Raw genomic sequence first — 13,188 nt, 5'->3', positions numbered from 1 at the left:
TCTGTCCCGGACGGATTTTGCGCTCGTTTACCGCCTGTTTCTGCTGCGGCCTGCAGCCCAATATTCGGTGAATCGCCCAATACTCCAGGATGGTTAATATGAACAACAATCAACATCAGCGAAGCACTAAAGACTTAATCAGAGCGGCGGTATCCGGCTGGCTGGGAACGGCGCTGGAATTTATGGATTTTCAGCTTTATTCATTAGGTGCCGCGCTGGTATTTCACGAGATATTTTTTCCGGAACAGTCGGCGGCAATGGCGCTTATTCTGGCGATGGGCACCTATGGGGCGGGCTATATTGCGCGAATTATCGGCGCGTTTATTTTTGGCAAAATGGGGGACCGCATCGGGCGTAAAAAGGTGCTGTTTATTACTATTACCATGATGGGCATCTGCACCACCTTAATTGGCGTGCTGCCCACCTATGCCCAGATCGGTATTTTCGCGCCGGCGCTGTTGGTTACGCTGCGTATTATCCAGGGGCTGGGGGCGGGGGCGGAAATATCCGGTGCCGGAACCATGCTGGCGGAATATGCCCCAAAGGGGAAGCGCGGGATCATCTCCTCGCTGGTGGCGATGGGAACGAACTGCGGCACCCTGAGCGCTACGGCGATCTGGGCGGTGATGTTCTTCGCGCTTGACAGAGAGGCGCTGCTGGCGTGGGGCTGGCGTATTCCGTTCCTCGCGAGCGTCGTGGTGATGGTTTTCGCCATCTGGCTGCGGCTGAACCTTAAGGAGAGCCCGGTCTTTGAGCAGGTTCACGATGAAGAGAAGCTCCCTGCGGCTGCGGAAAATAGGTCTGGCGCGATGTTTACCAGCAAATCTTTCTGGCTGGCGACGGGGCTGCGTTTTGGCCAGGCCGGCAACTCCGGGCTGATTCAGACCTTCCTCGCGGGTTACCTGGTGCAGACGCTGATGTTTAACAAAGCGATTCCCACGGACGCGCTGATGATCAGCTCGGCGATCGGCTTTATCACCATCCCGCTGCTGGGCTGGCTGTCGGATAGACTTGGCCGCCGCCTGCCGTATATTGTGCTGAATATCTCCGCCATCATTCTGGCTTACCCGATGCTGTCGATCGTGGTAGACAGCGCCTACAGGCCCGGGGTGATTATGGCCGCGCTGATCGTGATTCATAACATCGCGGTGCTGGGGCTGTTTGCGCTGGAGAATATCACCATGGCTGAAATTTTTGGCTCGCGTAACCGCTTTACCCGGATGGCGATTTCGAAAGAGGCGGGCGGGCTGGTTGCCGTCGGCTTTGGCCCGCTGCTGGCGGGAATTTTCTGCAATATGACCGGCTCCTGGACGCCGATTCTGGCGATGATTGTGATCTATTCGCTGATTGGCCTGCTCTCCGCTTTTCTGATGCCGGAAGTACGGGACCGCGACCTGAGCATTCAGGAAGACGCCGCTGAGAGGGCGGCGAAGCGGCCTGCCGTCGGCTCGTTCAGCCAGATGAACTGATCGTTTTTTTCTGTATCGCAGAAGCCGCGTCGGCGTTATCCGGCGCGGCTTTTTTGTGTCTGCTGAGGCGTTATCCCCACTTTGTATGAATCAGCATGCGGGCAATATTTTGTGATCCCACAGCGATTTCAGGTCATTAATACTTGTATGGTAGTATGTGTAATGGGAAGATTCCGGCACCACCCGGCGGGCAAAACGTTTTTAACGCGCGTAACGAAACGTGCGTGAGGTTGCAGAGCCGCCAGCGCGTCAATAAAGACCATGCAGGAGTCAACTATGAATTTTATTAACGATCGCTTTATGATTAACAATGAAGCGGGCGTTCGCCTCTATCTTGAGGTGGCGAAAGATCTGCCGATCGTCGATTATCACTGCCATCTTGACGCTAAAGAAATCTACGAGAATCGCCCTTTTGCCGATATCAGCCAGCTGTGGCTCTCCGGCGATCACTATAAGTGGCGGGCAATGCGCGCCAACGGCATTGATGAGCGTTTTATCACCGGTGACGCCAGCCCGGAAGAGAAGTTCCGGGCCTGGGCGGAGACCGTCGAAGCGGCGTTTGGCAACCCGCTGTATCACTGGACCCACCTTGAGCTGAACCGCTATTTCGACTGCAATACGCTGCTTGACGGTCAGAACTGGCGCGAGGTGATGAACCACTGTAACCGCCTGCTGAAAGAGGACGATTTTAAGCCGCGCCGCCTGATGGAGCGCTCCGGCGTTGAGGTTATCTGCACTACCGACGGACCGCTGGACACCCTCGAATACCATCGGCTGCTGCAGGAGGATGCATCTTTTGCCGTTCGGGTGCTGCCGACGTTTCGCCCTGATGAGGTGTTCAGCGAAAGCGCGGCGGCCTTCTCCCGCTTTATTGAACAGCTCGGCCAACTGACCGGCGCAGCGATTGGCTCCTTTGCGCAGTTCACCCACGCCATCGGCCAGCGCATTGCGTTTTTCCATCAGGCAGGGTGTCGTATCTCCGACCACGGGCCGGTCTCCGTGGACTATCAGGCCGCAGAGGCGGCGCAGATTGAGGCGCTGTTTAGCCGTAAAGCCGCGGGCAACGCGCTTTCAGCCGAAGAGGAGGCGCAGCTTAACAGCGCGATCTTCGTGATGCTGGCCGGCCACTACCGGGCCAAAAACTGGGCGATGCAAATCCACTTCGGGGCTATCCGCGACAATAACAGCCGGATGCGCCAGCGGGTGGGGATCAATAGCGGCTTTGACTCGATAGGCGATCAGTCCCGTCTGGCGGCGTCGCTGAACCAGCTGCTGGACGCCATGGCCCGCGCCGACGCGCTGCCGAAAACCATTCTCTATAACCTGAACGCCAGCTACAACGACGTGGTGGCGAGCACCATTGCCAACTTCCAGAGCGCAGAGCACGGCGTGAAATCGCCGATCCAGTTCGGCTCCGGCTGGTGGTTTAACGACACCCGCCGCGGCATGGAGAGCCAGCTTAACAGCCTGGCGGACCAGGGGCTGTTGATGCACTTCGTCGGTATGCTTACCGACTCCCGCAGCTTTGTCTCTTACCCGCGTCACGACTACTTCCGCCGCATCCTCTGCAACCTGATCGGCGGCTGGGTGGAGCGGGGCGAAGTGCCGAATAATCAGGCGATCCTGACGACAATGATCAGGAATATCTGTTACGACAACGCGAATCGCTATTTTAATTTTTAAGTTTTTCGATGAGGGAACACATGGCTCGTAGCAACAGAAAAATAACCATCCCGGTCAGTATCGGCTATGGTCTGACGGATATCATGGGAGGCGGGGCGTTTACCGTTATTGGTGCCTGGCTGCTTTTCTTCTATACCACCTTCGTTGGTCTGTCGCCGGTAGAGGCGGCCTCTATCGTCGCCATTGCGCGGATCGTCGACGCCATTGTGAGCCTGTTTATGGGCTCCTTTACCGACCATTTTTACAAGAACGCGCTGGGCAAGCGCTTTGGCCGCCGCCGCTTCTTCCTGCTGATCGGCGCGCCGCTGATGCTGGTCTATATTCTGCTGTGGGTGACCGGAATGAGCTTCTGGTTCTACCTGGCGGTCTATCTCGCCTTCGAGGTAATTGCGGCGATGGTGCTGATCCCGTGGGAGACGCTGCCTTCGGAGATGACCAAAGACTTCAACTCACGCACCAAGCTTTCTACCTGCCGGATGTTCCTGTCGGCCTGTGGTACTTTCCTGGCCACCTTTATTCCGGGGCTGCTGATCGGCTACTTTGGCGATGGCGATCCGAACGCCTACTTTATTAATGGCGTGGTCTTTGCCGTGCTGTTTATGCTGTGCGTCTTCATCTCCTGGAAGGTGACCTGGGAGCGCGAGCTGACCCCGGAAATGCTGGAAGAGCTGGAGCGTAGACGTCAGCCCTCCACCCTGGTGGAGAAGGTGGCGATGGTTGGCCGACTGTTCAAAGAATATGCGTCAACGCTGAAGGTCCGCGCCTTCAGAAAGCATCTGGCCATCTACCTGTTCTCCTTTACCGCCAAGGACGTTTATAACACGGTATTTGTCTTCTTCTGCGTCTACTGTCTGAACGTATCGTCTTCGCTGGCGGGCACGCTGCTGTCAATGAGCATCGTGGGACTGCCGGTTACGCTGTTAGCCGGGGTGGCGATCATCAAATACGGGCCTTCCCGCCTGTACGTTTTCGCCTACACCCTGATGATGCTCTGCCTGGCGGGACTGTTTATGGTTTATCAGTTCCCGATGGACAGCAAGGTGACCGTGCTGGTGGTTCTGGCCGCCCTGTATCAGGTCGGGCGCTGCGTGCTGGAGTTCACGCCGTGGAACGTGTTCCCGTTCATTCCGGATATTGATGAGATGATCACCCGCCAGCGTCGTGAAGGGCTGTTCGCCGCAGTGATGACCTTCTCGCGTAAAACCACCGTAGCTATCGCCACCTTTGTCGTTGGCCTTATGCTGCAGGAGGGGGGATTCGTCAAGGGCAGCCAGGTGCAGCCGGAGCAGGCGGTCAACACCATTGCGACGCTGCTGTTCGCCGGTACGGCCGGTCTGCTGATTATCGCGCTGTGGCAGGCGGTGACGTTCAAACTTAACAAGCGTACGCACAAGATCTTCGTCGACGAAGTGGATCGCCTGAAAGCTCACGGCGCTAAAAAGGATGTTGACGCCGAGACCCGCGCAATCGTAGAGGATCTCACCGGCTACTCTTACGACACGCTGTGGTGTGAAGAGGCGAATAATAAGGCCAGACCGGCGGCCTCAGCCACCTCGTTAAGCTAAAAAAATCGATCCCCGACGAGCGACAGCACGCTTACCGGGGATGTCTGATAGCCTGGTAATGGTGTTATACCAATTACCAAAAGGTTAACGTAAATCAAAACATACAACCATACAGGCGTTACTCTGAAACGGTCCTGATTCTTTCAAAAGTAGGTCATACCATGCAAAACAAGCTATTAACGGCGAAAGCAACGCTTCCTGGCTACGATCGCGAGAAACTGGTTCCCCGGATTGTTCACCTCGGTTTTGGCGCTTTTCACCGCGCGCATCAGGGAGTGTATACCGATATCCTTGCGACAGAGCACGGCAGCGACTGGGGATACTGCGAAGTTAACCTGATCGGCGGCGAACAGCAGATTGCCGATCTGAAACAGCAGGATGATCTGTATACCGTCGCGGAAATGTCTGCGGACGCCTGGACGGCGCGGGTCGTGGGCGTGGTGAAAAAAGCGCTTCATGCGCAGGTTGACGGGCTTGAAAGCGTGCTGGCCGCCCTGTGCGAACCGCAGGTGGCGATTGTTTCTCTGACCATCACCGAGAAAGGGTACTGCCACTCTCCGGCCACCGGCGAGCTGATGCTGGATCATCCGGCGATCGTCGCCGATCTGCAGAATCCTCAGCAGCCGAAATCCGCGCCGGGCGTGGTGGTGGAAGCGCTGGCGCGCCGTAAGGCCGCGGGCCTGCCGGCGTTTACCGTGATGTCCTGCGATAATATGCCGGAAAACGGTCACGTGATGCGCAACGTGGTAACGGCCTATGCCCGCGCCGTCGACGCCGGGCTGGCGGCGTGGATCGAGCAGAACGTCACCTTCCCGTCCACCATGGTTGACCGTATCGTTCCGGCGGTGACCCAGGAGACGCTGGATAAAATCGAACAGCTGACCGGCGTGCGCGATCCGGCGGGCGTGGCCTGCGAGCCGTTCCGTCAGTGGGTTATTGAGGACAACTTTGTCGCCGGTCGCCCGCAGTGGGAGAAGGCGGGGGCCGAGCTGGTGGCCGACGTGGTGCCCTTTGAAGAGATGAAGCTGCGTATGCTTAACGGCAGCCACTCTTTCCTGGCCTACCTTGGCTATCTGGCAGGCTATCAGCATATCAATGACTGCATGGGCGACGCCCACTATCGCCAGACCGCCAGGGCGCTGATGCTCCAGGAGCAGGCCCCGACGCTGAAGGTGCAGGGCGTGGATCTGCAGCGCTATGCCGATAGGCTGATCGATCGCTACAGCAACCCGGCGCTGCGCCACCGCACCTGGCAGATCGCCATGGACGGCAGCCAGAAGCTGCCGCAGCGTATGCTGGACTCCGTTCGCTGGCACCTGGCGCACGGCAGCCGCTTCGACCTGCTGGCGCTGGGCGTGGCGGGCTGGATGCGCTACGTCGGCGGGGTGGATGAGCAGGGCAATGCGATTGAAGTCAACGATCCGCTGCTGCCGGTGATTCAGCGGGCGGTGCAGGGTAGCGAGGAGGGCGAGGCCCGCGTGCAGGCGCTGCTGGCCATTGACGCCATCTTTGGTCACGAGCTGCCGAAGGTGGAAATCTTCACCCGCGCGGTGACCGACGCCTATCTGTCGCTGCTGGCCAACGGTGCCAAAGCGACCGTTGCGAAGTATGCCGGGGCGCTGAAATAGGGCGTTAAAAACCGGGTAGCGTTCTGAACAGGCCCCATCGCTTTTTGTGATGGGGCTTTTTTATCTGCGGCGAAAAAACCGAACGCAGCGGCGTCGCGCCGCCGGTCTGGCGGCGGGCGCTGTGGGTATCAACGGGTGGGGTCACCGTTTCCGGCAGGGAGAAGAGAGAAAGAAAGCGCGCTCGCCCCGGCTGAAGCCGGTCAGGGTTACTCTTCGCTGAACCAGCCGCTGTTTTCCTGGCGGATCAGCTGCACCGACTCGCCGATCTCCTGCAGGTGCAGGGTCATGGCGCGTTCAACCGCCTCGCCGTCGTGCTTTTCAAGCGCGGCGAAAATATCGTGGTGCTGGCGTAACAGCATCTCCGGCGGTGAAACGTGGTCAAGGCTCATATAGCGCACGCGGTCGATGGTCGCCTTGATATTCTCAATGGTATCCCACGCCAGCTGGCAGTCGGCGACGAGCGCCAGCTTGTGGTGAAAATCGTCGTCAAGATCGAAGAAATCGTTCAGCTGCTTGCGGTCGATAGCGATACGCTGCTGGTGCAGGTTCTGCTCCAGCTGATAGCACTGGCTGTCGGTAATGAGCGACGCCGCGCGCCGGGCGACCGCGCACTCAATGGCCTGGCGCACAAAGCAGCCGTTGCGTACCTGAGAGAGCGAGATTTTATTGACGTAACTGCCGCGCTGGGGGCGGATCTGAATCAGACCGTTCTCTGCCAGCTTAATAAAGGCCTCGCGCACCGGCTGGCGCGATACGTTAAAGCGCCCGGAGACCTCTTTTTCAGAAAGCGGCGTACCCGGAGCGATAAGGCAGTGCACAATATCACGGCGCAGAATACGGTAAATCTGCTGATTTACCGGCTGCGTGGGGTTAAGTTGCGATTCAGCGGTCATGCGTTCTTACTTTTTAGGAAGTTAACGCCGACAGTCTACCACTCTTTTCTCACTATCTATATATACCCGGCCGGGGGGCCGGGTATAAAAATTAGCCCCGATGGACGCTCAGCCCGGCGAAGCTCTGGGTAACGGGCATCATTTCCAGGGTATTAATATTGACGTGGGCGGGCAGAGTCGCCACCCACCACACCGCTTCGCTGACGTCTTCCGGCGTCAGCGCCACGGTGTTTTCATAGGTTTTGTCCGCTTTGGCGTCGTCGCCCTTAAAGCGCACGTTTGAAAATTCGGTGCCGCCCACCAGGCCCGGCTCGATATCCGTTACGCGGACCGCCGTGCCGTGCAGATCGGTGCGCAGATTGAGGCTGAACTGACGTACAAACGCCTTCGTCGCGCCGTAGACGTTGCCGCCCGCGTAGGGCCAACTGCCTGCGGTGGAGCCAAGGTTGATGATATGGCCACGGTTGCGTTCGACCATGCCGGGCAGGACGGCGCGGGTCATATAGACCAGCCCTTTGTTGTTGGTGTCGATCATGGTTTCCCAGTCCTCTACGCTGGCCTTATGGGCAGGCTCCAGGCCCAGCGCCAGGCCGGCGTTATTGACCAGAATGTCGATCTCACGCCAGCCGACGGGCAGAGCGTTCAGCATCTCCTCAATAGCGGCGCGGTTGCGCACGTCCAGCTGGACGGTGAGGACGTTTTCGCCCAGCTCATCTTTAAGCGCCTGCAGGCGCTCCTGGCGGCGGCCGGTGGCAATGACCTTATGGCCATTGGCAACAAAACGCCGCGCAATGCATTCACCAAATCCTGCCGTAGCCCCGGTGACTAAAACCATCATATTACTGTTCCTCAACGCATTCTGAAGTGTATTTACCTTAGCACGCATGGTTGATTAAAGGGTAATACCCGATAACAGGTTTGCGCTACACTGGAGGCCAGAAACTTAGCGTCTTCAGGAGTGCGAAATGTCCTCAACCAATCCCTTTTTTCAACCCGCCACGCTGCCTTATCAGGCCCCGCGTTTTGATGCCATTGAAATCGGCCACTACCGTCCCGCTTTTGATGAGGGCATCCGGCAGAAGCGCGCGGAGATAGACGCCATCGTCAGCCACCCCGACGCGCCGGATTTTGCCAATACCGTTCTGGCGCTGGAGCAGAGCGGCCGGCTGCTTACCCGCGTGACCAGCGTCTTTTTTGCGATGATCGCCGCCCACACCAATGATGAGCTGCAGCGCCTTGATGAGGCTTTCTCCGCCGAACTGGCGGCGCTGGATAATGATATCTGGCTTAACGGCGAGCTGTTTGCGCGGGTAGACTCCGCCCGTCAGCGCGGGGAAGCGCTGGATACGGAATCACAGCGCCTGATGGAGGTGATATACCAGCGCTTTGTGCTGGCCGGGGCCACCCTCGACGAGGCGAAGAAGGCGCAGCTGAAGCGGCTGAATACCGAGGCGGCCACCCTGAGCAGCCAGTTTAATCAGCGGCTGCTGGCGGCTACGAAGTCCGGCGGGCTGCTGGTGGAAGATATTCGCCAGCTGGACGGCATGAGCGATGAGGAGATAGCCCAGGCGGCGAGCGCGGCGCGGGAAAAAGGGCTGCAGACGGGCTGGTTGATCCCGCTGCTGAACACCACCCAGCAGCCGGCGCTGGCGGTGCTGCGCGACAGACGGACGCGGGAAAAGCTGTTCCGGGCGGGCTGGAGCCGGGCGGAAAAAAGCGACGCCGGGGACACCAGGGCGATCGTTCAGCGGCTGGTGGAGATCCGCGCCGCGCAGGCGCAGCTGCTCGGCTTCGCCAGCTACGCGGCGTGGAAAACGGCCGATCAGATGGCCGGAACGGCGGAGGCGGCGCTCGATTTTATGCGCGCCATCGTCCCGGCAGCCCGCGGGCGGGCGCTCGCCGAGCTGGAGGCGATCCAGCAGGTGATAGATAGCCAGCAGGGGGGATTCAGCGCCGGGGCCTGGGACTGGGCATATTACGCCGGGCAGGTCCGACGGGAAAAATATGCCCTCGATGAGGCGCAGCTCGGATCGTACTTTGTTCTCGATAAGGTGCTTAACGACGGGGTATTCTGGACGGCGAGTCAGCTGTTCGGCATTCGTTTCGTTGAGCGCTTCGATATCCCGGTTTATCACCCGGACGTCCGGGTATGGGAAATTTTCGATCGCGACGGCGTCGGGCTGGCGCTGTTTTATGGCGATTTCTTTGCCCGCGATTCGAAAAGCGGCGGCGCGTGGATGGGCAACTTTGTTGAGCAGTCGACGCTGAACCAGAGCCGTCCGGTGATGTATAACGTCTGTAACTTTCAGAAGCCGGAAGCCGGAAGCCGGGCAGCCCGCGCTGCTGCTCTGGGATGACGTCATTACGCTGTTTCATGAGTTTGGTCATACCCTGCACGGTCTGTTCGCCACCCAGCGTTACGCCACCCTCTCCGGCACCAATACGCCGCGCGACTTTGTCGAGTTTCCGTCGCAGATCAACGAGCACTGGGCGAGCCACCCGACGGTATTTGCCCGCTATGCCCGCCACTATGCCAGCGGAGAGAGGATGCCGGAGGCGCTGCAGGAGAGTATGCGCCGCGCCAGCCTGTTTAATATGGGCTATGACATGACCGAACTGCTTGCCGCCGCGCTGCTGGATATGCACTGGCACAGCCTTGAGGAGGGAGCATCTCTGCGGGACGTGGAGGCGTTTGAAAGCGAGGCGCTGGCGGCGGAGCGGCTGGACCTGCCGGCGGTGCCGCCGCGCTACCGCAGCAGCTACTTCGCCCATATTTTCGGCGGAGGCTATGCGGCGGGCTATTACGCCTATCTGTGGACGCAGATGCTGGCGGACGACGGCTTCCAGTGGTTCGTGGAGCAGGGCGGCCTGACGCCTGAAAACGGCGAAAAATTCCGCCAGGCGATCTTATCTCGCGGAAACAGCGTTGATTTAGCTGAACTTTATCGCCAGTGGCGCGGGCACGATCCGCAACTGGAGGCGATGCTCAAACACCGTGGGCTGAGCGAGTAGCGCGGCTGCCGACGCCAGGCCGGGCGAGATGCCCGGTTTGGGTGGCATAGGGAATACCCTGCCGTTTATCCATAACATCAAACCTTTTGTTAATTATGCGGTTATGGAATCTCCGCAGCGAAATTGAAATTTCCCCTTTGATACGGCTCTGTGAAGGCGCGTCCTACATTAACAGTGAGGTGACCCGCGTTGACGACGGCTGGATCGCCAGCTGATTCAGTCACATTTACTTTATTCGCTTGCCCTGCGGCCTCCACGACTACGTGGAGAGCTGTGCGCATCGTCATCAGGAAGCAGGGCGAGCAGCTGGCCGAGGGCGAAACATACCGAAGCGTCCAGTACCGCTTCGCAGTCGCCTTCAAAGCGCCGGACGGCGGTACAGGGCCGTCCACCTACGTCCCACGCAAACCAGACGGTGCCCGCCGGGGTGCCGTCTTCTCCCCCCTCCGGGCCGCCGTAGCCGCTGACCGCGATGCTGATATCCACGCCCGCCCGTTCTCTGGCTCCAACCGCCATCTCCGTCACCACCCGTTCGCTGACGGCGGTATAGCGCGCCAGGCTTTCCTGCTTAACGCCGAGCACGCGCGCTTTAGCCTCGTTGGTGAAGGTGATATAGCCCACGCCGTAAAATTCTGGCGTATCTTTGGCGGCGCACAGGGCGGAGGCCAGCTTCCCGCCGGTGCAGGACTCCGCCGTGGTCAGCCGCCACCGGCGGTGAACCAGACGCTCGCCCAACTGCTTTGTCAGATCGGAGAGGGAAGGAAGCGTGCTCAGACTTATGGTGTCGTTTTCTTGTAATTGCATTATCAGCGGTCCCGTTCAGAAAGAGTGGCAATATAACGCTCTGTTTTGAGTATGGCAGATTTCGGCAGGGGCATTCGGACCCACTGCCGCGCGTCTTTTCACCGGCCTGTCCCTCTTTCTCAATGCGCACAGACGGAGCCGCTTCTGCACAGCATTAAGCCGTGGTCCGAAAGATGGGGGCGCGGTTGTAAAAATAAACAACAGCGGCCAGGCTTACCTGAAGCAAATGCCATTAAGGGGAAAAAATGAAACTACGGATCGCTGTTGTTACCGCGCTGCTCATCACGCCATTCGCTTTCGCCGCCGATGAGGGGGGATTAAAAAAAGACGCCGCGCCACCGCCGCCGCATGCTATTGAGGATGGCTATCGCGGGCCGGAGGATGCGCGCAAAATGAACGTGGAGTTTGCCAAAACCATGCATGATGGGGCGACTGTCTCTCTGCGCGGTAATTTAATCGCCCATCAGGGAGACGATCGCTACGTTTTTCGCGACAGCTCCGGTGAAATTAATACCATTATTCCCGCTTCGGTCTTCGACGGCCGCGAGGTACAGCCGGATCAGATGATCAGTATTAACGGCAGCCTCGATAAAAAAATGACCCCGCCGCTGGTGCGGGTTAATCGCCTGCAAAAATAGGATCGCCGGGAAAATAACGTCCGTTCAGGCTCTGTTGAAATTCTGTGTGTCAGGATAGAGGCCGTTTCGCTACGCACCCACAAAGGCGCGGTGGCGCAAATTCAAAACGAAAAATTATCCATGCAAGCATTGGCCGTCGGTAATTCCGACGGCTTTTTTTTATGCATCGCCACAGCGCTCCGCGATCCCCGCAAACAGAAAGAAGGGCAGACATGCGAAAAATTCATCATCGCTGAAATCTTCTCAGTTGCCAGCGGTGATGGCCCATGCGACTCTGGCCAGACAGACATCCGGATGTCTGAAAAATCAAAAATAAACTATCACTTCCGGCAACTACCGCCGGGTGGCTGAGGAGATCCCATGCAAAAACAACAGGCCCCTTATCGCGCAGACGTCGTCGGCAGTTTTTTACGTCCGGAGAGCATCAAGGCCGCGCGGCAGCGCTTCTCTCGCGGTGAAATTAGCGCGCAGCAGCTGCGGGCGGTCGAGGATGAGGCAATTCGCCGCGTTGTAGAGCAGCAGTGCGCCTGCGGGTTGCAGGTGGTCACCGACGGTGAATTCCGTCGCGCCTGGTGGCATTTTGACTTTTTCGACGGCCTGCAGGGCGTGGAGCGCTATGACGCGCAGCAGGGTATCCAGTTCAACGGCGTACAGACCAAAGCGCACGGGGTGCGGGTCACCGGCAAACTGGGCTTTGGCGATCATCCGATGCTGGAGGATTTTCGCTATCTGCAAAGCGTCAGCGGCGAGGCTCAGCCAAAGATGACCATTCCCAGCCCGAGCGTGCTGCATTTTCGCGGCGGTCGTCAGGATATTGACGCCGACGTTTATCCACAGCTGGAGGACTATTTTAACGATCTGGCGACGACCTGGCGCGATGCGATTCATGCCTTTTACGCGGCCGGCTGTCGCTATCTGCAGCTTGACGATACGGTGTGGGCCTATCTCTGTGCGGAAGAGCAGCGCCAGCAGATCCGTCAGCGCGGCGACGACCCGGACGCGCTGGCGCGGACCTACGCGAAGGTGATTAACCAGGCACTGGCGGACAAACCCGCAGATATGACCATCGGGCTGCACGTCTGCCGGGGTAACTTCCGCTCCACGTGGATCGCTTCAGGCGGCTACGAGCCGGTGGCGGAGGTGCTGTTCGGCACCGTGAACGTGGACGCCTTCTTCCTTGAATATGATAACGATCGCTCAGGCGATTTCGCGCCGCTGCGTTTCGTGCGCCCTGGCCATCAGCAGGTGGTGCTGGGGCTGGTGACCACCAAAGATGGCGAACTGGAGGATGCGGAGGGGGTCAAAGCCCGCCTGCGCGAGGCGGCGCGCTATGTTGCTGAAGATCAACTCTGCCTCAGCCCCCAGTGCGGCTTTGCCTCCACCGAGGAGGGAAACGCCCTTACCGAAGCCCAGCAGTGGGGCAAAGTTAAGCTCATTACCGACATCGCCCGCCAGGTCTGGTAGCTGTACGCTGCTTTCAGAGCGTCAGGATGCGC

10 protein-coding genes and 1 pseudogene are annotated in these 13,188 nt (G+C 58.8%); 8 read left to right on the top strand and 3 right to left on the bottom strand.

What is annotated here, in order from left to right; all coding sequences use genetic code 11:
• Positions 1-98 precede the first annotated feature (98 nt).
• From GJV78_RS07435 to GJV78_RS07420, 4 genes are all read left to right on the top strand, one after another.
• Positions 99-1,469 carry an MFS transporter gene (locus tag GJV78_RS07435; RefSeq protein WP_155107723.1) on the top strand — a complete coding sequence of 457 codons (1,371 nt, stop codon included), beginning with the start codon at positions 99-101 and terminating at the stop codon, positions 1,467-1,469.
• Between the two features lie 276 nt (positions 1,470-1,745).
• Entirely contained in the window at positions 1,746-3,152 is a 1,407-nt protein-coding gene (gene uxaC, locus GJV78_RS07430; protein WP_155107722.1) for a glucuronate isomerase, read from the top strand.
• A 20-nt stretch (positions 3,153-3,172) separates the two neighbouring features.
• Positions 3,173-4,717 carry an MFS transporter gene (locus tag GJV78_RS07425; protein WP_155107721.1) on the top strand — a complete coding sequence of 515 codons (1,545 nt, stop codon included), beginning with the start codon at positions 3,173-3,175 and terminating at the stop codon, positions 4,715-4,717.
• Positions 4,718-4,878: 161 nt separating this feature from the next.
• Positions 4,879-6,345, top strand: coding sequence for a mannitol dehydrogenase family protein (locus GJV78_RS07420; protein ID WP_155107720.1), 1,467 nt, complete (start codon positions 4,879-4,881; stop codon positions 6,343-6,345).
• A 206-nt stretch (positions 6,346-6,551) separates the two neighbouring features.
• Here the strand turns inward: GJV78_RS07420 and GJV78_RS07415 are convergent, their stop codons facing one another.
• Positions 6,552-7,238 (bottom strand): GntR family transcriptional regulator, encoded by a 687-nt coding sequence (locus tag GJV78_RS07415; protein ID WP_155107719.1) that lies wholly within the window; start codon positions 7,236-7,238, stop codon positions 6,552-6,554.
• Between the two features lie 91 nt (positions 7,239-7,329).
• Positions 7,330-8,076 (bottom strand): bifunctional NADP-dependent 3-hydroxy acid dehydrogenase/3-hydroxypropionate dehydrogenase YdfG, encoded by a 747-nt coding sequence (gene ydfG, locus GJV78_RS07410; protein ID WP_155107718.1) that lies wholly within the window; start codon positions 8,074-8,076, stop codon positions 7,330-7,332.
• Between the two features lie 127 nt (positions 8,077-8,203).
• Between ydfG and dcp the strand changes: the two are divergent.
• Positions 8,204-10,250: pseudogene (dcp, locus tag GJV78_RS07405) on the top strand (peptidyl-dipeptidase Dcp).
• 231 nt (positions 10,251-10,481) lie between these two features.
• On the opposite strand, the gene GJV78_RS07400 reads toward dcp, so the two are convergent.
• A complete protein-coding gene (locus GJV78_RS07400; RefSeq protein ID WP_155107717.1) occupies positions 10,482-11,054 on the bottom strand; it encodes a 2-oxo-tetronate isomerase in 573 nt (190 codons plus the stop codon).
• A gap of 245 nt (positions 11,055-11,299) precedes the next feature.
• Between GJV78_RS07400 and GJV78_RS07395 the strand changes: the two genes are divergently transcribed.
• The 3 genes from GJV78_RS07395 to GJV78_RS07385 all read left to right on the top strand — a co-directional run bounded on the left by GJV78_RS07395 (position 11,300) and on the right by GJV78_RS07385 (position 13,156).
• Entirely contained in the window at positions 11,300-11,692 is a 393-nt protein-coding gene (locus tag GJV78_RS07395) for a YdeI family stress tolerance OB fold protein (RefSeq protein ID WP_155107716.1), read from the top strand.
• 90 nt (positions 11,693-11,782) lie between these two features.
• Positions 11,783-12,043 (top strand): hypothetical protein, encoded by a 261-nt coding sequence (locus GJV78_RS07390; protein WP_155107715.1) that lies wholly within the window; start codon positions 11,783-11,785, stop codon positions 12,041-12,043.
• A gap of 9 nt (positions 12,044-12,052) precedes the next feature.
• The gene (locus tag GJV78_RS07385; protein ID WP_155107714.1) at positions 12,053-13,156 is read left to right on the top strand and encodes a cobalamin-independent methionine synthase II family protein; all 1,104 of its coding nucleotides are present in this window, start codon (positions 12,053-12,055) and stop codon (positions 13,154-13,156) included.
• Positions 13,157-13,188 lie beyond the last annotated feature (32 nt).

The sequence above is a fragment of the Intestinirhabdus alba genome, from assembly GCF_009711095.1.
GTDB classification, from domain to species: Bacteria; Pseudomonadota; Gammaproteobacteria; order Enterobacterales; family Enterobacteriaceae; genus Intestinirhabdus; species Intestinirhabdus alba.
The sequence above is the reverse complement of the archived record's forward strand: the minus strand, read 5'-3'. Positions and strand labels throughout refer to the sequence as shown.